Source organism: Enterobacter cloacae complex sp. SHL018, assembly GCF_049237905.1.
GTDB lineage: Bacteria > Pseudomonadota > Gammaproteobacteria > Enterobacterales > Enterobacteriaceae > Enterobacter > Enterobacter hormaechei_C.
In genome coordinates this window covers 899028-920795 of the sequence record NZ_JBMKJE010000001.1, presented here as the reverse complement: position 1 = coordinate 920795, position 21768 = coordinate 899028, and the positions used below count along the sequence as shown (strand labels likewise).

Below are 21768 nucleotides of genomic sequence, written 5' to 3'. Positions count from 1 at the left end.
AGACCGCTAAACCATGACGAAATTACTGGCCACTTAATACCCTCGCCGGATCAATTCGGCTTGCGCGACGCGCCGGATACCAGCTTGCCAGCAGACTCAGTAAAAGTGCTGTAACCAGCACATAAATAACGTCCAGCCAGTGCAGTTCAGACGGCAGGAAGTCAATAAAATAGATATCGCCTGACAGGAACTGATGGCCAATAAGCGCTTCAATCCCGTTGATAATCGGCGTCAGCTGAAGGGAAACCACCACGCCGATCGCCACGCCGCAGAGGCTGCCAAACAGCCCCGCCAGCAAACCGTACCAGACGAAGATGGCGCGAATAAGACCGTCTTTCGCCCCTAAGGTACGCAGCACGGCGATGTCGCCGCTCTTATCCTTAACGGCCATGACCAGCGTCGAGACGATATTAAAACACGCCACCCCAATCACCAGCACCATCGCCAGATACATAATCGCGCGGATCATCTGGATATCACGGTACATATACCCGTAAGTGCCGATCCAGCTTTTGATGTAGACATAGTTATTGGTCACGCTGCCAGCGTCACGCACCAGTTTATTGGCGTTGAAGACGTCGTTAACCTTAATGGCAATGCCCGTCACGCTGTCGCTCATATCCAGATACTGGCGCGCATCTTCCAGCGGCACCATCGCGAAGCTGTGATCGAGCTGGCCGCTCAGTTGCAAAATACCGGTGACGTGCAGACGTACGCGCTTAGGCTGCTGCAATTTGTGATCAGCGCTGGCGTTCGGGATCATGATCGAGACCCAGTCGCCCTGCTTCACCTTCAGCGCATCGGCAACGCCTTTGCCCATAATGATCTGCTGCTCGCCAGCCTTAAAGTTTGCCCATGCGCCATTTTGCACATAGCGCGGCAGCGCGCTCAGACGCTCTTCCTGACGAGGATTTACCCCTTTCACCTGAATGGCGCGCAGGTTTACCCCGCTCTCTACCAGCCCGGTAAAGTTGATGTAAGGTGCAGCCGCCGCAATGCCGGGCACCTTTTCCACTTTGTTAAGGGCATCACGCCAGCTGGACCACGGCTGGTTAACCGGCTCGATTTCACCGTGGGGGACAACGGCCAGAATGCGGTTATTCAGTTCACGCTCAAAGCCGTTCATGGCGCTTAAGCCCACGATCAACACCGCCACGCCCAGGGCGATACCGATGGTGGAGATCACGGAGATAAGGGATACCATCCCGCTCCGGCGACGACCGCGGCTAAAGCGTAACCCGATGAGTAACGATAACGGTGAAGCCATTACTCCGCTCCCATCAGCGTCAGTTCAGCATTCAGACGACCGTCGCGCATTTCCAGCTGACGCCCCATCCGCTTAGCCAGTTGTAAATCGTGGGTGACCACCAGAAACGCGGTTCCCTGCGCGGCGTTCAGTTCGCCGAGAAGCTGGAAAATGCTGTCTGCGTTACGCGCATCGAGGTTACCTGTCGGTTCATCCGCCAGCACCAGGCGCGGGTTGTTGACCAGCGCACGGGCGATGGCCACACGCTGACGCTCACCGCCGGAAAGCTCAGACGGACGGTGATTTCCGCGATGACCCAGCCCTACCGCTTTTAGCATGTCGCTGGCGCGGGCATTAATTTCCGCGGGTTTCTTTTTACCAATCAGCAGCGGCATTGCGACGTTTTCCAGCGCCGTAAAGTCCGGCAGCAGATGGTGGAACTGATAGATAAAGCCCAGCTCGCGGTTACGCAGCTCGGCTTTCGCCGTAGACGACATTTTACTCAGCGGCTGCCCGGAGAAGATCACATCGCCTTCGGTTGGCGCGTCCAGCCCGCCAAGCAGGTGCAGCAACGTACTTTTACCGGAGCCAGAGCTACCGACAATCGCCATCATCTCGCCTTCGCCCACGCTAAAACTCACATTGTGCAACACGTCGGTCTGCACAGTGCCTTCCTGATAGCGTTTGGACAGGTTGTCGCACTGCAACAGGATCTTATTCATAACGTAAAGCCTCAGCGGGTTGAGTGGCGGCAGCCCGCCAGGAAGGATAAAGCGTAGAAAGCAGCGCAATGGCCATCGCGGCCAGCGCAATACCGACCACCTGGAGCGGCTCGATTGCCACCGGCAGCGCCGCGCCATCAAGCAGCGCGCCGATAATCGGCATGAGATTGTTGAGCTGGCTGGCGAGCAGCGCCCCCAGCGCCGCGCCGAGCAGCGCGCCGATGATGCCAGCGCTCGCGCCCTGGACCATAAATACCGCCATGATCTGGCGCGGAGTCAGCCCCTGAGTTTGCAGAATGGCGACTTCGCCTTGCTTCTCCATCACCATCAGCCCGAGCGAGGTGATGATATTAAACGCGGCAACGGCCACGATCAGGCTCAGCAGCAGCCCCATCATGTTTTTCTCCATGCGCACGGCCTGGAACAGTTCGCCCTTCCGGTCGCGCCAGTCCTGCCATTTCGTCCCTTCCGGTAGCATCTGCTGGCTAAGGGTATCCACCTTCAGCGGCGCATCAAGCCACAGACGCCAGCCGGTGATATTCCCCGCGGGGTAGCGCATCAGACGCGAGGCGTCCTGAATGTTCACCAGCATCTGGTAACCATCAACTTCGCTGTTCGCCGCAAACGTGCCAATCACGTTGAACAGGCGCTGGCTTGGCAGACGCCCCATCGGCGTAAACTGACTGGCTGACGGCACCATCACGCGCAGCTGATCGCCACGGTTGACCCCGAGCTGCCCGGCAAGCTGCTCGCCGAGGATGACGTTGTATTTACCCGCTTCCAGGTCGGTTTGTTTCACATTGACCAGGAACGGCGTCAGCGGATCTTTTTGCGCCGGATCGATACCCAGCATCACCCCGACCGCCACGCTACGGGCGCTTTGCAGCACCACATCGCCCGTCGTGAGCGGCGCAACGCGCGTGACACCCTGTAACTTCACCGCGCTTTCCGGCAGCTGTTGCGGGTTAACGGAGCCCTGAGTGGAAGAGAGAACGGCCTGCGGCATCAGCCCCAGAATATTGTTTTGCAGCTCGCGCTCGAAGCCGTTCATGACGGAAAGCACCGTCACCAGTGCCATCACGCCAAGCGTAATGCCAATAGTCGAAAGCCAGGAGACAAAGCGACCGAAGCGGTCCGCGGCGCGCCCACGCATGTAACGTAAGCCTATAAAAAGTGCGACAGGTTGATACATGAAATCCGTCTGTTTGCTGATAGCAGACCCACGAGTATATAAGCGAATCCGTTAAGCGTAAATGACTGAAACCGTAAGATTCGGTAATCATTTTTCCGAAAAATTCAGATAAATCATCATGCTACTGACTGAACTTCCGCCAGACAGCCTCCACCTTTTCCGAAAATCGTCCTGATACAGACTGTTACCCGTTACATCAGGGTTTCATTTTACAACAATCGTCCTTTCGTTTATGGCAACAAGGTCGTCACGCACAATGAAACAAAAAGCATTATGGATTAACCAGATAAAAGGTCTGTGCATCTGCCTGGTGGTGATTTACCACTCGGTGATCACCTTTTATCCTCACCTGGACGGGCTACAGCATCCATTATCGGGCCTGCTCGCCAAATGCTGGGTCTACTTTAATCTTTACCTTGCCCCGTTCCGTATGCCGGTGTTTTTCTTTATCTCCGGCTATTTGATCCGTCGATATATTGACGAGGTGAACTGGCGCACCAGTCTCGACAAGCGGATCTGGAGCATTGTCTGGGTTTTGGCCCTGTGGGGCGTCCTGCAATGGCAGGCGCTGACTCATCTGAATGCCTGGCTCGCCCCCGAGCGAGAGCTGGCGACAGCATCCAATGCGGCCTACGCCGATTCCGTTTCAGGGTTTGTACGGGGAATGCTCACGGCCAGCACCAGCCTATGGTATTTGTACGCCTTAGTGGTCTACTTTACGCTCTGTAAGCTGCTGAGCCGCTGGAAACTGCCGATGCTGGGGCTTCTGGCGCTGGCAAGCATCGCCATCAACTTCCTGCCGTTACCGTGGTGGGGAATGAACAGCGTGGTGCGCAACATGGTCTACTACAGCCTCGGCGCATGGTACGGCGCGCAGTTGATGGCGTGGATGAAAGGGATGAATTTGCGCCGCAGCTGGCTGATCCTCATCGCCTCTGGTGCGGTGTCGGTGGTACTGTGGTTCGCTAACGTCCCTCTGCCGCTCTCTCTGCTGTCAATCGTAGTTATCATGAAGCTCTTTTACAGCTTCGAGCAGCGTTATGCCGTTCATCCCAATAACCTGCTGAACGTCATCGGTTCAAACACCATCGCGATATATACCACCCACCGCATTTTAATCGAGGCATTTAGCCTGCTCCTGATCCGCGAAATGAATGCGGCGTACTGGCCGATCTGGGCGGAGTTAACGCTGATTCTGGTTTATCCATTTATCAGCCTGCTCGTCTGCACGCTGGTTGGGCTGGGGGCACGTAAGCTCTCGACCGCCCTCTTTGGCGATCTTTTCTTCTCCCCTCCCGCGCGGCTTTCGCCACAGACTGCTACCCGTTAATCTCCTCGGCCCCCATCCGGGGGCACTTTCCCTCTTGTGCGGTTACGATTTGCTTATGTAAAACGATCGAGGATAATAAAGACATTGCGTATCAGTGATATGCCCCAATACTGTTGGTATATCCCCAAGAGACTCTGACATAGCCATGCCTGAACACTATCGTTACTCCTTGCCTGTCAAAGCGGGCGACCAGCGCCAGCTGGGCGAACTCACAGGCGCGGCCTGCGCCACCCTGGTGGCGGAAATTGCTGAGCGGCATCCTGGGCCGGTGGTGCTGGTTGCCCCGGACATGCAAAACGCCCTGCGCCTGCACGATGAAATTCGTCAGTTCACCGACAGTCTGGTATTCAGCCTGGCCGACTGGGAAACGCTTCCCTACGACAGTTTTTCTCCGCACCAGGAGATCATCTCTTCGCGCCTGTCGACGCTGTATCAGCTTCCCACCATGCAGCGCGGCGTGCTGATTGTGCCGGTGAATACCCTGATGCAGCGCGTCTGTCCGCACAGCTATTTGCACGGCCATGCGCTGGTGATGAAAAAAGGCCAGCGCCTGTCACGCGATGCCCTGCGCGTGCAGCTGGACGGAGCCGGCTATCGACATGTCGACCAGGTGATGGAGCACGGCGAATACGCGACGCGCGGTGCGCTGCTGGATCTCTATCCGATGGGCAGCGATCGGCCATATCGTCTGGATTTCTTTGATGATGAGATCGACAGCCTGCGCGTGTTCGACGCTGACACCCAGCGCACGCTGGAGGAAGTGGACTCCATTAACCTACTGCCCGCCCATGAGTTTCCGACGGATAAAACCGCCATCGAGCTGTTCCGCAGCCAGTGGCGCGACAGGTTCGACGTGAAGCGCGATGCCGAACATATCTACCAGCAAGTCAGCAAGGGCACCCTTCCGGCCGGGATCGAGTACTGGCAGCCCCTGTTCTTTAACGAACCGCTGCCGGCGCTGTTCAGCTACTTCCCGGCGAATACGCTGATTGTTAACACCGGGGATATCGACGCCAGTGCCAGCCGCTTTGAAAGCGAAACGCGCGCCCGCTTTGAAAACCGGGGCGTTGACCCGATGCGTCCGCTGCTGCCGCCGGAAATGCTGTGGCTACGTACCGACGAGCTGAACGCCGAGCTGAAACGCTGGCCGCGCATGCAGCTCAAAACCGACGCGCTTGCCGAGAAGGCGGCGAACACCAATCTCGCGTTCCGGACGCTGCCTGACCTGGCCGTTCAGGCGCAGCAGAAATCCCCGCTTGATAATCTGCGCAAGTTTCTTGAGTCCTTCACCGGGCCGGTGGTCTTCTCCGTTGAAAGTGAGGGTCGCCGTGAAGCGCTGGGCGAACTGCTGGGACGGATCAAAGTTGCGCCGAAGCGCATTCTTCGCCTGAGCGAAGCGACCGGAAATGGCCGTTACCTGATGATCGGCGCCGCCGAGCACGGATTCATTGATACGCTCAATAACCTGGCGTTGATTTGTGAAAGCGACCTGCTGGGCGAGCGCGTCGCGCGCCGTCGTCAGGACAGCCGTCGCACCATCAACCCGGACACCCTGATCCGTAACCTGGCCGAACTGCACCCCGGTCAGCCGATCGTTCACCTGGAACACGGGGTGGGTCGCTATCAGGGGATGACCACCCTCGAAGCAGGCGGCATCAAAGGTGAATACCTGATGCTGACCTACGCCAACGACGCCAAACTGTACGTGCCGGTGTCGTCCCTGCACCTGATCAGTCGCTACGCCGGGGGCGCGGAAGACAACGCGCCGCTGCATAAGCTGGGCGGCGATGCCTGGGCGCGTGCGCGCCAGAAGGCAGCGGAAAAAGTGCGCGACGTGGCCGCCGAGCTGCTGGATATTTACGCCCAGCGTGCGGCCAAAGAGGGCTATGCGTTTAAGCATGATAAAGAGCAGTATCAGCTGTTCTGCGACAGCTTCCCGTTTGAAACTACGCCGGATCAGGCCCAGGCCATTAACGCCGTGCTGAGCGACATGTGCCAGCCGCTGGCCATGGACCGCTTGGTCTGCGGTGACGTGGGCTTCGGCAAAACCGAAGTGGCGATGCGTGCCGCCTTCCTGGCGGTGGAAAACAACAAGCAGGTGGCGGTGCTGGTGCCGACTACCCTCCTCGCCCAGCAGCACTTCGACAACTTCCGCGACCGCTTCGCCAACTGGCCGGTGCGCATTGAGATGCTGTCGCGTTTTCGCAGCGCCAAAGAGCAGACGCAAATCCTGGAACAGGCAAGCGAAGGCAAAATTGATATTCTGATCGGCACTCACAAGCTGCTGCAAAGCGACGTGAAGTGGAAAGATCTGGGGCTGCTGATCGTGGATGAAGAGCACCGCTTCGGGGTGCGCCATAAAGAGCGCATCAAAGCGATGCGCGCCGACGTCGACATTCTGACCCTGACCGCAACGCCGATCCCGCGCACCCTGAACATGGCGATGAGCGGCATGCGCGATCTGTCGATAATCGCCACCCCACCGGCGCGCCGTCTGGCGGTGAAAACCTTTGTTCGCGAGTACGACAATCTGGTGGTGCGCGAGGCGATCCTGCGCGAAGTGCTGCGCGGCGGCCAGGTGTATTACCTGTATAACGACGTTGAAAATATTCAGAAAGCCGCCGACAGGTTGGCAGAGCTGGTACCGGAAGCGCGCATCGCCATTGGTCACGGCCAGATGCGCGAGCGCGAGCTGGAGCGGGTGATGAACGATTTCCACCACCAGCGTTTCAACGTGCTGGTATGTACCACCATCATTGAGACCGGGATCGACATTCCGACGGCGAACACCATCATCATCGAACGTGCGGATCACTTCGGCCTGGCCCAGCTGCACCAGCTGCGCGGGCGCGTCGGGCGCTCGCACCATCAGGCCTACGCCTGGCTGCTGACGCCGCATCCGAAGGCGATGACCACCGACGCGCAAAAGCGTCTGGAAGCTATCGCCTCGCTGGAAGATCTGGGTGCTGGCTTTGCGCTGGCGACCCACGACCTGGAGATCCGCGGCGCCGGTGAGCTGCTGGGTGAAGACCAGAGCGGCTCCATGGAAACCATCGGTTTCTCGCTGTATATGGAGCTGCTGGAAAATGCCGTCGACGCGCTTAAAGCCGGACGTGAACCGTCTCTGGAAGATCTCACCAGCCAGCAGACCGAAGTGGAACTGCGCATGCCTTCTCTGCTGCCGGATGATTTTATTCCTGACGTGAATACCCGTCTGTCGTTCTACAAACGCATTGCCAGCGCGAAAAGCGAAGGCGAGCTGGAAGAGATCAAAGTCGAACTGATTGACCGTTTTGGGATATTGCCCGATGCGGCGCGCAACCTGCTGGATATTGCCCGCCTGCGTCAGCAGGCGCAGAAGCTGGGCATTCGCAAGCTTGAAGGCAATGAGAAAGGCGGCGTCATTGAGTTTGCCGAGAAGAACCACGTCGATCCGATGTGGCTGATTGGCCTCCTGCAAAAACAGCCGCAGCATTTCCGTCTTGATGGCCCGACGCGTCTGAAATTCACTCAGGATCTGACGGAACGTAAAACCCGCATGGACTGGGTGCGTAACTTTATGCGTCAGCTGGAAGAGAACGCCATCGCATAACGGTATCCCCCGCCAGCGCCCGGCTGGCGGGGGGACAATTTACAAACTCTTTGCACTTCGCCCGAACTTCCCGACTATACATTCGCCATAATTATCATTAACGCCTTATAAAACAATAACCTTATCATTTGCATGGATTATGATAATGATGATTTCTTCGCGTTTTACCCGCTGGTTAACTCTGTTTGCGCTGGCCGCGACGGTTGCCGTCGCGCTCCCTGCTCGCGCAAATACCTGGCCTCTTCCGCCTGCCGGCAGCAACGTCGTAGGTGAAAACCGCTTTCACGTGGTTGAAAACGATGGCGGTTCGCTGGAAGCGATTGCCAAAAAATATAACGTCGGGTTCCTGGCGCTGTTGCAGGCCAACCCGGGCGTAGATCCATACGTGCCCCGGGCAGGCAGCGTACTGACGATTCCGCTGCAAACCATCCTGCCGGACGCGCCGCGTCAGGGCATTGTGATTAATCTCGCCGAGCTGCGTCTGTATTACTACCCGCCGGGCAAGAACGAAGTGACCGTCTACCCTATCGGTATTGGTCAGTTGGGGGGCGATACGCTCACGCCTACCATGGTCACCACCGTCTCTGATAAGCGCGCTAATCCAACCTGGACCCCGACGGCAAACATTCGCGCCCGTTATAAAGCTCAAGGTATCGACCTGCCTGCCGTGGTGCCTGCTGGCCCGGATAATCCGATGGGGCACCATGCGATTCGCCTGGCGGCATACGGTGGGGTTTATCTTCTGCACGGAACGAATGCGGATTTCGGGATCGGGATGCGCGTCAGCTCCGGCTGCATTCGCCTGCGCGATGACGATATCAAAACGCTCTACCGCGTGATCGCCCCTGGCACGAAAGTGAATATCATTAATACGCCGATTAAAGTGTCTGAAGAGCCGGGTGGCGTCCGTCTGGTTGAGATCCACCAGCCGCTATCGAAAAACATCAATGACGATCCGCAGACGCTGCCAATTAATCTGAATGCCTCGATGGTGAGCTTTAAAACGAATGTCAATACCGATGGCGCGGTGATGGAGCGGGCGATGGAAGCGCGCTCGGGGATGCCAACCGATGTCACGCGGCATCATGAGGTTGCTCAGCAATCAATGTAAAGCAGTAATAACGACAAACGCCCTGCATCAGCAGGGCGTTTTTTATTGCAGTGGCATAACGGAGGGTTGCGTTACGCTTATTTGTAGATAACAGCGGTACCGTGCAGGGTGTTAGGACCGGTCACAGAGGTGATGCGGAATGATTTCGCACCCATTTCGTCAGCTTTTTGTGCCAGCTGATCTTCCAGAGAGCCCAGATTAGTCCCGGCAGTGGCAGAGATGGTACCGACTTTCTGCTGGTCTGCTGGCGTGGATTGCACTTCAACAGCAGCGAAGCTTGCGAAAGAGAGTGAACTCAGAACGGCGGCAGCGATGAGGGTTTTAACGTTTTTCATGATTTTATACCTTTAGGCAGATGATGTAGTGGTCGTTAGTTATTTAGTTAACGATCGATAGGTAAATGATAGATGTGATCCAGGTCACACGTCAACCCATTTTTATAATGGTCGTTAAATTAATTTCATTTGCCTTATATTTCATAAAGATAAAATTAAATTATTTTTCAGAAATCACCGCTGGTCGTTGCAGACGTTTATTTTTATAATGACTATTCAACAAAACAACAGAGGACCAACGGCACATGACAACCGATGTCACGCGTTGCGCGAAGAAAAGCCGTGGCCGACCAAAAGTGTTCGACAGGGATGCGGCGCTCGATAAGGCCATGACGCTCTTCTGGCAGCATGGGTATGAAGCCACGTCGCTTTCCGATCTCGTGGAAGCAACGGGCGCGAAAGCCCCTACCCTGTACGCAGAGTTCACCAACAAAGAAGGCTTATTCCGGGCCGTTCTGGACAGATACATCGCGCGCTTCGCGGCAAAACATGAAGCCCAGCTGTTCTGCGAAGAAAAAACGGTTGAGCAGGCATTGCAGGATTATTTCACGGCAATCGCGACCTGCTATACCAGCAAGGACACGCCTGCGGGCTGTTTTATGATCAACACCTCCGCGACCCTCGCGGCATCGTCTAAAGAGATTGCCAACACGGTCAAATCGCGACATGCGATGCAGGAGGAGACGCTCAGCACGTTTCTGGCTCAGCGTCAGCAGCGCGGCGAAATACCGGCGCATTGCCGTCCGCAGGAGCTTTCCCAGTATCTGAGCTGTATTTTACAGGGGATGTCCATCAGCGCCCGTGAAGGCGCGACGCTGGAAAAATTGCAGGGGATTACGCAAACAACGCTGCGCCTGTGGCCTGAACTTCTTAAACTCTGACGCAAAAAAAAAGCTCCTCAGCCTGAGCGCATGAGGAGCTAAGTTCAGAGAACATCTTTTTTACACTTTGTTATTCAGTATCAGCTGACCGTTGCTGTCGAGAGGGATCTGCGTGCCAGGATCTTTATCCATGCGGATTTTGCCCTGCTGATCGCCAATTTTGTAGGTTACGTCGTAGCCCAACATTTTTTCAGACTTGTCATACACGGTTTTACAGCGCTGCTGCGTTGTGGTGTAGGTATCATTTTCCTGCATCGCGCCCTGTACCTGGTTACCGGCATAACCGCCACCCAGCGCACCAACCACCGTCGCGACATCCTTACCACGGCCGCCACCAAACTGATGACCAATCACCCCACCAGCAACCGCGCCCAGCACGGAGCCAGCGATACGGTTTTCATCCTGAACCGGACGACGGTGGGTGACAGAAACATTACGGCACTCCTGACGAGGCGTCTTGACCGTCTCTTTGATCGGTGTAGCGGAAACCACCTGCGCATACTGCGGGCCACGATCAAGTACGTTCAGACTGGCAACGGCAGCCACACCTAACGCAGCTGCGACGCCAATCCCTATACCCGCCAACATTGATTTATTCACGGGACTTCCTCCTTTGTTGCAATTGGTAGCAATTTTGCAGCGCAATAAACGCTTCGCCAATAAGATAAAGGATCAAAATCAGGGCTGTTGACCGGGACAACGTGGGTTTAAGAGAACTCTTAAGCGTCAGGAGGGAAATGCACAGCATGATGTGCTAAGAATTCCCTCCGGAGGGCCCGGAGGGAGAGAGAAATTAGTGCAGCTTCAGGCGTGGACGGATCACGCGGTTGATGCGGCCAACCAGCATCATCAGGCCGGTTTTGAAGTAGCCGTGCAGCGCAATCTGGTGCATACGGTACAGAGAAATGTACACGAAGCGGGCGATGCGCCCTTCCACCATCATGGAGCCGCGCATCAGGTTACCCATCAGGCTGCCCACGGTGGAGAAGTTTGAGAGCGACACCAGAGAGCCGTGGTCTTTGTAGACATAGGCTTTCATCGGTTTGCCTTTCATCTGCGCCAGGATGTTATGCAGCACGAGGCTTGCCATCTGGTGCGCGGCCTGGGCGCGAGGCGGTACAAATCCGCCTTCCGGACGTGCGCAGGAGGCACAGTCGCCAATGGCGAAGATGTCCGGATCGCGCGTGGTTTGCAGCGTCGGCTCTGTCACCAGCTGGTTAATGCGGTTCGTCTCCAGCCCACCGATATCTTTCATGAAATCAGGCGCTTTGATCCCCGCAGCCCAAACCATCAGGTCGGCCTGGATATATTCGCCGTCTTTGGTATTCAGGCCGCCCTCATCCGCGCTGGTCACCATGGTCTGGGTCAGCACGCGCACGCCCAGTTTGGTCAGCTCGTTGTGCGCCGCGCCGGAAATACGCGGCGGCAGCGCAGGCAGAATACGTTCACCTGCTTCCACCAGCGTCACATTCAGCGCTTCGTTAGTCAGCCCTTTATAGCCGTAGCTGTGCAGCTGTTTGACCGCATTGTGCAACTCCGCCGATAATTCAACGCCCGTTGCGCCGCCGCCCACGATAGCAATGTTGACCTTGCCGTTAGCACCCATGTTATTGGTGTACTTCAGGAACAGGTTAAGCATCTCCTGATGGAAACGACGCGCCTGATGCGGGTTATCCAGGAAGATGCAGTGCTCTTTTACGCCTGGGGTGTTGAAATCATTGGAGGTACTGCCCAGGGCCATCACCAGCGTGTCATAGGCCAGCTTGCGCTCAGGAACCAGCAACTCGCCTTTATCATCACGCAGCTCAGCCAGCGTGATGGTTTTGTTTTCACGATTGATATCCACCACCGAACCCAGCTGGAACTGGAAGTGGTGGTTACGCGCATGCGCCAGATAGCTCAGCGCATCCACGCCCTCATCCAGCGACCCGGTCGCCACTTCGTGCAGTAACGGCTTCCACAGATGACTGTGGTTACGATCCACCAGCGTGATTTTGGCTTTCTTACCGCGACCCAGCTTCTTACCCAGCTGTGTCGCCAGCTCCAGTCCGCCAGCACCACCGCCGACAATCACTATCTTTTTCAATGGCGTAGTCAACGTGACCCCCTCAAATTATTAACCAATTGTTAATTAAAAGTTATATAAATAACCCTTAATTAACAACAGGTTACTGCGCTGAAACCATTCAGATTCATTGAGAATAGCACGTCAGGCGCATTGGTCATACCAAAATTGATATGTATCAAGTTTTGATGGTTTAAAAGTAGACAACTCTGACAAAAAAGAGGCCCGGTACGCTTTCACGTACCGGGCCTTTATCAGGTTCAGGGAGATCAGCCCAGCGTTTTAAAGGCTTTAATACGCTGCAAGTGCGGGGAAATGTTTTTGAACTTGTGGGTCTGCTCTTCGTCCCAGACAATTTCGTAGTAATGGTGCAGAAGCTCGGCGGCGCGGGAGCTGTTCAGCGCTTCATCGTTGCGGGAGAGGATCACCAGACACCGATCGCGGTTCTTTTCACGGAAATTGCTCACGCATTTAGTTGCGATGTCGGCGTACTCCTCCGGGCGATCGATTTTGCCTTCCATGTTTTCGTTCGGAAAGAGGTTAGGATTAAAAATGACCTGACGGATATCGCACAAAAAACCGATGCGCTCTGCCCAGTATCCTCCTAACCCCACGCCGCAGATCAGCGGGCGATCGTCGATATTGAGCTGCAACATTTTATCCACTTCTTTAAGCAGATGCTGCATGTCATGCTTCGGATGACGTGTGCTGTAACTGATCAGCCGGACATCCGGATCGATAAACTGCAATTGCAGCACTTTCTCATGATTACCAGGACTGTTTGAGTCAAAACCGTGTAAATAAATGATCATCGTCTCACCACGCTACGCCTTCCGGGATGAATTAAAGGGCTGCTTTATGTGCCTGCCAGCGCTCGTTCAGGGCTTCAAGCCGGGCGTTTACCGTTTTCCAGCGCGCCGAGTCCATCAGCTCCTGACGACTAAATGAACCTTTATGATACAATTGTGTAACACGTTCAGCATTGATCGGCGACAGGTTATCCAGCACGCTCACCGCCCCTTTACGATTATTGCAGACGAGGATCATATCGCAACCCGCATCCAGCGAAGCCTGCCCACGTTCGGCATAGCTACCCATAATTGCCGCCCCCTCCATGGATAAATCGTCAGAGAAAATTACGCCATTGAAGCCTAATTCCTGACGCAGTACGGTTTTCAGCCAGTGCGGAGAGCCGCTGGCCGGACGCGGATCGACCTCACTGTAGATGACGTGCGCAGGCATGATGGCATCCAGCTTGTTATCAGCGATCAGCGAGCGGAAAACCGACATGTCTTTAGCGCGAATGTCTGCTTCCGGGCGCGGATCGCGCGGGGTTTCTTTATGGGAATCCGCCGTCACCGCCCCGTGGCCCGGGAAATGTTTGCCGGTGGTTTTCATGCCCGCAGCATGCATACCGTCAATAAAGCGCGTCGCCATTGCCAGCGCAATACGCGGATCGTCATGATACGAACGCTCACCAATTGCCGCGCTAATGTGTCCTACGTCCAGCACCGGGGCGAAGCTGATGTCGATATCCATGGCGATCATCTCGCTGGCCATCAGCCAGCCGGCGTCCTGCGCCAGTTGACCGCCCTCTTCGATCCCCAGCAGCGCAGCAAAAGATTGCGCGGCGGGTAAACGGGTAAACCCTTCGCGGAAACGCTGCACACGCCCACCTTCCTGGTCTACGGCCACCACCAGGTGATTGCGCGACGCCGCACGGATCTGGCGAACCAGCTCACGCAACTGCTCCGGATCATGATAATTGCGGGTGAAAAGAATCAGCCCCCCTACCAGCGGATGCGCCAGAATTTCGCGCTCTTCCGCATCCAGCTCAAACCCTTCGACATCCAACATTACTGGACCCACACCTACCTCTCTTATCCTTTCGTTTGTAACTGACGCCAGGCATCATTTGCCAGCGCAATAAATTGTTTGTCATCTGTCTGCTGAAGGCGCATTTCAAACCATCCCGCCATCAGCATCAACACCCACGGACGCCAGCGCGCGACCTGCCGCGCAAGGGTGAGCGCATTGATGTTGGCGTTTCGGGCATAGGCGGTTATCAGCTGCTCGCGCGACGCCTCATCAGGCATCCAGACCGCAGCGAGTTCGAGCGCCACGTCACCGTCTCCGGCATATTCCCAGTCGATAAGTTTCTCGCCTGCCGTGGTATGAACGATATTACCCGCGTGGACATCCATATGCAGCGGCGCCAGACGTAACGCCTGCGGCTCTCCCGCTCTGCGTAGCCGCTTAAGCTGCGCCAGCCAGTAGGGCGTGCGTCGTCCAGGCGCAGCCTGCTGCCAGTAGTGATCCAGCAAAGGAAGTAACGTTACCCGCCAGCCCAGACGCGGCTGGCGATGCAGATGATACAGCATGGCTGCAAGCGCAGGCGTATCGGGAAGCTCGCTTTTGATCTCACCCGCAATAAACGCCACCGCCATCCAGTCTCTGATAAAGAGATGAGGTTGTGGCGCAAGGTCGGCGGGCAGGCGCTTCAGGGCGCGGAACTGGCGACGAAAATGGGAGGCAGGCGCGGCGGCATCGTGATGCTGACGTAAAACCAGCCGATGGTCGCCACGCTCAATAATGCAACTCGCGCCGCCAAGCCCGGCGGGGGCTTGCGGCGCGATAACACGGTACTGAGGGAAATAACGCGTCAGGACGTCATGACGCGTGCGCTTATTGTTGCGTAACGGCACCTTTACCTGACCAGATAATTTCGCCGGTCTGAACCAGCATTAACTGCATCTGCAACGACGGCGTGTTCACGTTGCCTGTCGCGTTAGAATAAAGGACATACTGCGCGCCAACGTTGCGGGCAATACCAATCGCTTTACTGCGCGAACCCAGGCTGTCCTGAGGCGACAGACCAAGCTGCTGCTTGGCGACCGCGAGCTGCTGAGCTGAGACCAGCGTAAATTTACCGTTGTTTGCCAGCGCGTTGCGCAGGGTTTCCGTCGCTTCTCCCGCATTCAGGGAACCGTTTGTACGGTTGTTCACGCTGTCCACCAGCAGCACGCTGCCGGGCGTAACGCCCTGTGCCTGCAACATTTTGCCCACCATCGGCTGCATCGCGCCGTTCCAGTCATAGTGGCGTACTCGCGGCGCAGGCTGTGCGGTGTCGTCCGGATGTTCGATCGGGCCAGGCTGCGCCGGAATGGTCGGTACAGACGGCACGGTTGGAACAGGCTGCGCTGGCGTTGTTGGCTGTTCCGTTCCCGGCTTCGCCTGATCTACCGGTGCTGGTTCTTCCGTTCGCGTCACACAACCCGCCAGAAAGAGTGCAAAAGCACTCAGGAGCGCATAACGGCTCATTGTTTTAATCAAGGTTCACTCCTTACAAATAAAGATAAAGTCTCACCTTATGTGCACCCAGATAGCTGGCGCTGCCGTAGAGCGTGACTGACGATCTTGCCGGGATGGTCACGCTGCGCGGCGCCTCAAGCGGGTGCATCTCAAGACCTCTCACGTCATACCAGTAGAAGCGATAATGCACCGTCACTGGCTCTTGCCTTTCGTTATAGAGCGTAGAGGAGGCTGAAGACTGGATTTCGCTTATGGTCAGCGAAGGTTTCTCCGCCGTGATGCCCGCAGCAAGCACTGAGGACTCCATCACCAGCGTCTGTTCTTCACTGACCGGGATGGCGGGACGCGCGCTGCACCCAACCATTACCAGCGTCACGATCAGCGCTGCAATACGCCCAGTTAACATATTAAAGACCTTTATGTGCCAGCATCGGTCCCAGTGGACGTCCACCCAGCAGATGCATATGAATATGATAGACTTCCTGACCGCCATGGCGATTACAGTTCATGATCAGACGGTATCCGTCCTCAGCAATCCCTTCCTGCTCTGCGATTTTCGCGGCTACCGTAAGCATACGGCCCAGCGCCACTTCATGCTCGGTTTTAACGTCATTAACGGTCGGGATCAGAATATTGGGAATAATAAGGATGTGCGTCGGCGCCTGGGGAGAAATGTCGCGGAAAGCCGTGACCAGTTCATCCTGATAGACAATATCCGATGGAATTTCGCGGCGGATAATTTTACTGAAAATCGTTTCTTCAGCCATGACCTTTTCCTTTTAAGTTTAATCTGGCGTCGTGCGTCCGTTGTTAACACACATTGTCTGATTTACTGCGTGACACAAGACAAGAGTATGAGCGAGTTTCTCCTGTCCTTTCAACCTTCTCCCGTGATTTCTTTCCTGATTGTCCGCCATCTGGCTGAAGAGGCATCGCTTTAGGACATTTCTTTTCTGAAACCTTATTTCAGTTCATCCCGAAACATCTGTTTACAGCGTTAATCACAATGCGTATATTTCGCATTTGCATTTTCATGCGCATTTTTAACATAGAAAACGACGTCAGCCCGTGCTAGCGGGACTGTCGCGAATTACCTTCACCATTCACTAAGGGTTTGATGATGTCTTTCATTAATCACACCAGGGATAGGCAACATCAGCCTGCCGCAACACCTTCGTTGCTGGCCGCCTGCATTGCTATGGCATTGACGCCAACCGCCGCTTTCGCTGCTTCAACCACCGAAGATACCGTCGTCGTAGACGGGGGTTTTGACAACACACAGGATCTTTCTGCCAGCCAGGATCAGGATTACAGCGTAAAAACCACCACCACCGGCACCAAACTGTTGCTGGTTCCCCGCGACATCCCACAGTCCGTCAGCGTTATCAGCCAGCAACGTATGGCTGACCAGAATCTGCAATCCATCGGACAGGTGCTGACGAATACCACGGGCATTACGGCCCAGGTGCAGGACAGCGACCGTACCGTGTTTTACTCACGCGGCTTTTTCGTCAGCAACTACGCCTATGACGACCTGCCAACCTCCATCAGTGAAGTGTGGAACTTTGGTGATACCGCCGCGGATACCGCGATTTATGACCGCATCGAAGTGGTTCGCGGCGCCACCGGCCTGATGTCCGGCACGGGCAACCCGGCGGCGTACGTTAATATGGTGCGTAAGCACGCGGACAGCCCGGAATTTAAAGGTAACGTCTCCGCCAGTTACGGCAGCTGGGACAAGCAGCGCTACGTGCTGGATCTCCAGGCGCCGCTGGTAGAGTCAGGTAAGGTACGGGGCCGTCTGATTACGGGTTATCAGGACAACGACAGCTTCGTGGATAACTACCACTACCGGAAGAAATTCCTCTACGGTGTGATGGACGCGGATGTCACCGACAGCACCACCCTCTCGGTAGGGTATGAGTATCAGGAAAGCCATACCGCCGACCCAACCTGGGGCGGGCTGCCGACCTGGTACAGCGACGGAAGTAAGACCCACTACAATCGCAGCCAGACTGTCGCACCTGACTGGGCTTATTCAGATAAAGACAGCACCCGCATCTTCGCTAACCTGACTCAGCGTTTCGATAATGGCTGGGAAGCGCACATCAACGGTATGCACGCTGAAACCAACTTCGACTCCAAACTGATGTATATGTCCGGCTATCCGGATAAAGAGACCGGTGCGGGCCTGGTGGGTTACGGAGGCTGGAACCGTGGGGAACGTAAACAGGATGCGGTTGACGCCTTCCTGCGCGGCGGCTTCGATCTCTTTGGCCGTCAGCACGAAATGATGTTCGGCGGCAGCTTCAGCCGTCAGCGTAACCATTACGACAACTCCATGCCGGATGCGGTATACGGCATGGTTGATGTCGGCAACTTTAAGAACTGGAACGGGAACATCGCCGATCCCCAGTGGACGCCGTGGAAACTCTACAGCAAGGATGATATTCGCCAGTCTTCAGCCTATTCGTCGGCTCGTTTCTCGCTGGCCGATCCGCTGCACCTGATCCTGGGCGCGCGCTACACCCAATATAACATTCGTTATAACCCGGCAGGATCGCCGAATACCCGTCTGGAAAGCACCAAAGATGATGTCACGCCGTACGCCGGCCTGGTGTATGACATCAATGAGGACTGGTCGACCTACGTCAGCTATACCTCTATCTTCCAGCCGCAGGATAAGCGCGATGCCAGCGGACGTTATCTTGACCCTACCACGGGTAAAAGCTACGAAGCCGGGGTGAAGGCGGACTGGTTTAATACCCGCCTCACCACCTCGCTGGCGATTTTCCGCATTGAGCAGGATAACGTCGCCAGCAACACCTATACCTACATGCCGAGCGGTGAGTCGATCTATGAATCGCTGGACGGGGTGGTCAGCAAAGGGGTCGAGTTCGAGCTCAATGGTGCCCTGACCGATAACTGGCAGCTGACCTTCGGCGCGACGCGTTACATCGCAGAAGATAAGAATGGCAACGCCGTCAGCTCCGATCAGCCGCGCACAACCATGAAGCTCTTCACCCGCTATCAGTTGCCAATGCTGCCGGAACTGACCGTGGGCGGCGGCGTAAACTGGCAGAACAAAGTGTGGACGGACGTGGAAGGCGGCCCGGCAGGACGTTCCCGCGCGGAGCAAGGCAGCTATGGGCTGGTGAACCTGTTCAGCCGTTATCAGGTCACCAAAGATTTTGCGGTGCAGGCTAACGTCAACAACCTGTTCGACAAAGAGTATTACGATTACGTCGGCTCTTATGTAGTGTATGGCGCGCCGCTGAACGTCTCGGTGAGCGCGAGCTACGATTTCTGAGTGACAGAAGCCCGGTGGCGCTGCGCTTACCGGGCCTACCCATCACGTAGGCCCGGTAAGGTGCCGCCGCCACCCGGCACCACAAGCCGCAGTAATAAAAAAGGCAGCCATTCGGCTGCCTTAGTCTCCCCAGGTCACAGCTTAGTTGTTGCGGATGTACTCATCCATTTCGGTTTTCAGGTTATCGGATTTCGTACCGAAGATTGCCTGAACACCAGAACCTGCAACAACGACGCCCGCTGCGCCCAGTTTTTTCAGACCCGGCTGGTCTACTTTCGCAACGTCGGCAACGCTCACACGCAGACGAGTGATACACGCGTCCAGGTTAGTGATGTTCTCTTTACCGCCGAAAGCAGCTACCAGAGCAGGCGCCATTTCGCTGGTCACACCGGCTTTGCTGTCTTCCGTTGCATCTTCACGACCCGGCGTTTTCAGATCCAGTGCTTTGATCAGCACGCGGAAGACGGTGTAGTACACCACTGCGTAGCCCGCACCCACAATTGGGAACAGCCACAGCTTGCTGCTGTTACCGGACAGAACGATGAAGTCGATCAGACCGTGAGAGAAGGACGTACCGTCACGCATACCCAGCAGGATACAGATTGGGAATGCCAGACCTGCCAGTACCGCGTGGATGATGTACAGGATCGGCGCAACGAACATGAAGGAGAACTCGATCGGCTCGGTGATACCGGTCAGGAACGAGGTCAGCGCTGCGGAGATCATGATACCGCCCACTTTTGCACGGTTCTCTGGTTTAGCAGAGTGCCAGATCGCAATTGCGGCGGCCGGCAGACCGTACATTTTGAACAGGAAGCCACCAGACAGTTTACCTGCCGTTGGGTCACCCGCCATGTAGCGTGGGATGTCGCCGTGGAACACCTGGCCTGCTGCGTTGGTGTATTCACCAATCTGCATCTGGAATGGAACGTTCCAGATGTGGTGCAGACCAAATGGTACCAGGCAGCGCTCAATGAAGCCGTAGATACCGAACGCCACAACCGGGTTCTGGTAAGCCGCCCACTGAGAGAAGGTCTGGATTGCTGTACCGATTGGTGGCCAGATGAAAGACAGAACCACACCGGTGAAAATCGCGGCCAGACCAGAAATGATCGGCACAAAACGTTTACCCGCGAAGAAGCCCAGATACTCAGGCAGCTTGATGCGATAGAAGCGGTTAAACATATACGCTGCAATCGCACCGGAGATGATACCACCGAGAACACCGGTGTCCGCCAGATGCTTAGCGGCAATCTCTTCAGCAGGTAAGTGCAGTACCAGCGGCGCAACCACAGCCATGGTTTTCACCATGATGCCGTAAGCAACAACGGACGCCAGCGCGGATACACCGTCGTTATTGGTGAAGCCCAGAGCAACACCGATAGCGAAGATCAGCGGCATGTTAGCAAAAACAGAACCGCCTGCTTCGGCCATCACGTGGGAAACTACGGCTGGCAGCCAGCTGAAGTTTGCAGAACCGACACCCAGCAGGATACCTGCGATAGGCAGTACGGATACTGGCAGCATCAGCGATTTACCGACCTTTTGCAGGTTAGCAAATGCATTCTTAAACATAATTGAGAGTGCTCCTGAGTATTTGTGCTTTTTTTACGTTTTCACGCATTGGCCCGGGGGGAGTACCGCGCCGTGGACAGGACATCTAAGCGCCCTTTATTTATTACACAGAGTAAAATAATTCCCTCTGAGTTTGTTTGACGGCTATCACGTTTCAGTTCAAGACGGCCAAAAAACTTGCAGATATTTACATAAAGCATGTCTGGATGTGTCTAAAAACGCCATCACCGCCCCAAATGAGGCGGTGAACTTTACTCGTTTTACTTATTAATTACGAGCCTAAAAATAACAGGCGTATCAGACAGATTGCAGGTGGGCGGGGTCGATATGGAACAGACTGGCGAAGTTTTGCGTTGTCACGCGAGCCAGCTCTTCAATACTGACACCTTTCAGAACGGCCATATACTCAGCGACATCCCGGGTCATCGCTGGCTGATTTTCTTTGCCGCGATGAGGCACCGGTGCCAGGTACGGGGAATCGGTTTCCACCAGAATACGATCCAGCGGAACATATCGCGCCGCATCACGCAGTTGCTCAGCATTCCGGAACGTTACAATCCCCGAGAACGAGATATAAAAGCCTAAATCAAGCAGCTTACCCGCCGTTTCTCTGTCTTCAGTGAAACAGTGTAGTACGCCACCGCAATCCGTCACCTTTTCTTCCCGCAGGATCGCCAGCGTGTCGGCGCGCGCATCGCGGGTATGAACGATAACCGGCTTATTCAGTTCACGGCCAATACGGATGTGGTTGCGGAAGGATTCCTGCTGGCGAGGTTTCGTTTCCGGGGTGTAGAAATAGTCGAGACCGGTCTCGCCCATCGCCACTACGCCCTCTTCTGCGGCAAGACGGCGTAAATCCTCAACGTCGTACGCTTCATCCTGATTCAGCGGATGCACGCCGCAGGAGAAGACGACATTATCGCGCTCGCCAACCAGTTCACGCATGGAGCGATAACCCGGCAGCGTGGTCGCCACGGCCAGGCAAAATTTCACATCACGCGCGGCGGCTTTCGCCAGCACGTCGTCCACATTTTTATGCAAGGACTGATAATCCAGGCCATCAAGATGGCAGTGTGAGTCGACTAAAAACATAACGT

At 55.7% G+C, this 21768-nt stretch carries 19 protein-coding genes; 5 read left to right on the top strand and 14 right to left on the bottom strand.

The features are described 5' to 3' along the window. Positions 1-22: 22 nt before the first annotated feature. From lolE to lolC, 3 genes are read right to left on the bottom strand one after another with little or no spacing between them, the layout of a single operon-like run. Positions 23-1267: a lipoprotein-releasing ABC transporter permease subunit LolE gene (lolE, locus tag ACOTY5_RS04465; protein ID WP_017384711.1), complete on the bottom strand. Its 1245-nt coding sequence runs from the start codon at positions 1265-1267 to the stop codon at positions 23-25. Continuing rightward, positions 1267-1968 carry a lipoprotein-releasing ABC transporter ATP-binding protein LolD gene (lolD, locus tag ACOTY5_RS04460; RefSeq protein ID WP_045141468.1) on the bottom strand — a complete coding sequence of 234 codons (702 nt, stop codon included), beginning with the start codon at positions 1966-1968 and terminating at the stop codon, positions 1267-1269. The genes lolE and lolD overlap by 1 nt, the downstream gene beginning before the upstream one ends. Beyond that, positions 1961-3160 carry a lipoprotein-releasing ABC transporter permease subunit LolC gene (gene lolC / locus ACOTY5_RS04455; protein WP_033487228.1) on the bottom strand — a complete coding sequence of 400 codons (1200 nt, stop codon included), beginning with the start codon at positions 3158-3160 and terminating at the stop codon, positions 1961-1963. The genes lolD and lolC overlap by 8 nt, the downstream gene beginning before the upstream one ends. Before the next feature lie 256 nt (positions 3161-3416). On the opposite strand from lolC, the gene ACOTY5_RS04450 reads away from it, so the two are divergent. From ACOTY5_RS04450 to ldtC, 3 genes are all read left to right on the top strand, one after another. Beyond that, positions 3417-4490, top strand: coding sequence for an acyltransferase family protein (locus ACOTY5_RS04450; RefSeq protein WP_045141467.1), 1074 nt, complete (start codon positions 3417-3419; stop codon positions 4488-4490). A 145-nt stretch (positions 4491-4635) separates the two neighbouring features. Further along, positions 4636-8082 (top strand): transcription-repair coupling factor, encoded by a 3447-nt coding sequence (gene mfd, locus ACOTY5_RS04445; protein ID WP_017693631.1) that lies wholly within the window; start codon positions 4636-4638, stop codon positions 8080-8082. Positions 8083-8227: 145 nt separating this feature from the next. Then, a complete protein-coding gene (gene ldtC / locus ACOTY5_RS04440; protein ID WP_045141466.1) occupies positions 8228-9193 on the top strand; it encodes a L,D-transpeptidase LdtC in 966 nt (321 codons plus the stop codon). Positions 9194-9270: 77 nt separating this feature from the next. Here ldtC and bhsA read toward each other — a convergent pair whose 3' ends face one another. Continuing rightward, entirely contained in the window at positions 9271-9528 is a 258-nt protein-coding gene (gene bhsA / locus ACOTY5_RS04435) for a multiple stress resistance protein BhsA (protein WP_006809234.1), read from the bottom strand. A 245-nt stretch (positions 9529-9773) separates the two neighbouring features. On the opposite strand from bhsA, the gene ACOTY5_RS04430 reads away from it, so the two are divergent. After that, positions 9774-10409: a TetR/AcrR family transcriptional regulator gene (locus ACOTY5_RS04430; RefSeq protein WP_015570813.1), complete on the top strand. Its 636-nt coding sequence runs from the start codon at positions 9774-9776 to the stop codon at positions 10407-10409. Positions 10410-10469: 60 nt separating this feature from the next. On the opposite strand, the gene ACOTY5_RS04425 is transcribed toward ACOTY5_RS04430, so the two are convergent. The 8 genes from ACOTY5_RS04425 to hinT form a co-directional block, all read right to left on the bottom strand. Continuing rightward, complete coding sequence (locus ACOTY5_RS04425; RefSeq protein ID WP_017384715.1) at positions 10470-11009, bottom strand: glycine zipper 2TM domain-containing protein; 540 nt, start codon at positions 11007-11009, stop codon at positions 10470-10472. 193 nt (positions 11010-11202) lie between these two features. Further along, a complete protein-coding gene (locus tag ACOTY5_RS04420) occupies positions 11203-12507 on the bottom strand; it encodes an NAD(P)/FAD-dependent oxidoreductase (protein WP_045141465.1) in 1305 nt (434 codons plus the stop codon). A gap of 236 nt (positions 12508-12743) precedes the next feature. Further along, positions 12744-13286 (bottom strand): alpha/beta hydrolase YcfP, encoded by a 543-nt coding sequence (gene ycfP / locus ACOTY5_RS04415; RefSeq protein ID WP_006809239.1) that lies wholly within the window; start codon positions 13284-13286, stop codon positions 12744-12746. A 31-nt stretch (positions 13287-13317) separates the two neighbouring features. Beyond that, a complete protein-coding gene (gene nagZ / locus ACOTY5_RS04410) occupies positions 13318-14343 on the bottom strand; it encodes a beta-N-acetylhexosaminidase (RefSeq protein WP_003857934.1) in 1026 nt (341 codons plus the stop codon). An 11-nt stretch (positions 14344-14354) separates the two neighbouring features. Next, entirely contained in the window at positions 14355-15179 is an 825-nt protein-coding gene (thiK, locus tag ACOTY5_RS04405; protein WP_017384718.1) for a thiamine kinase, read from the bottom strand. Further along, positions 15160-15804, bottom strand: a complete 645-nt coding sequence (lpoB, locus tag ACOTY5_RS04400; protein ID WP_085929697.1) for a penicillin-binding protein activator LpoB — start codon at positions 15802-15804, stop codon at positions 15160-15162. Before lpoB ends, thiK begins: the two co-directional genes overlap by 20 nt. A gap of 13 nt (positions 15805-15817) precedes the next feature. Further along, positions 15818-16192: a YcfL family protein gene (locus ACOTY5_RS04395; RefSeq protein WP_003857939.1), complete on the bottom strand. Its 375-nt coding sequence runs from the start codon at positions 16190-16192 to the stop codon at positions 15818-15820. A gap of 1 nt (position 16193) precedes the next feature. Further along, complete coding sequence (gene hinT, locus ACOTY5_RS04390; protein WP_006809243.1) at positions 16194-16553, bottom strand: purine nucleoside phosphoramidase; 360 nt, start codon at positions 16551-16553, stop codon at positions 16194-16196. A 353-nt stretch (positions 16554-16906) separates the two neighbouring features. Between hinT and fhuE the strand changes: the two genes are divergently transcribed. Further along, positions 16907-19096: a ferric-rhodotorulic acid/ferric-coprogen receptor FhuE gene (gene fhuE, locus ACOTY5_RS04385; RefSeq protein WP_421631843.1), complete on the top strand. Its 2190-nt coding sequence runs from the start codon at positions 16907-16909 to the stop codon at positions 19094-19096. Positions 19097-19237: 141 nt separating this feature from the next. On the opposite strand, the gene ptsG is transcribed toward fhuE, so the two are convergent. Next, positions 19238-20671, bottom strand: a complete 1434-nt coding sequence (gene ptsG, locus ACOTY5_RS04380) for a PTS glucose transporter subunit IIBC (RefSeq protein WP_006809245.1) — start codon at positions 20669-20671, stop codon at positions 19238-19240. Positions 20672-20968: 297 nt separating this feature from the next. Further along, positions 20969-21763 carry a metal-dependent hydrolase gene (locus ACOTY5_RS04375; protein ID WP_045141464.1) on the bottom strand — a complete coding sequence of 265 codons (795 nt, stop codon included), beginning with the start codon at positions 21761-21763 and terminating at the stop codon, positions 20969-20971. Positions 21764-21768 lie beyond the last annotated feature (5 nt).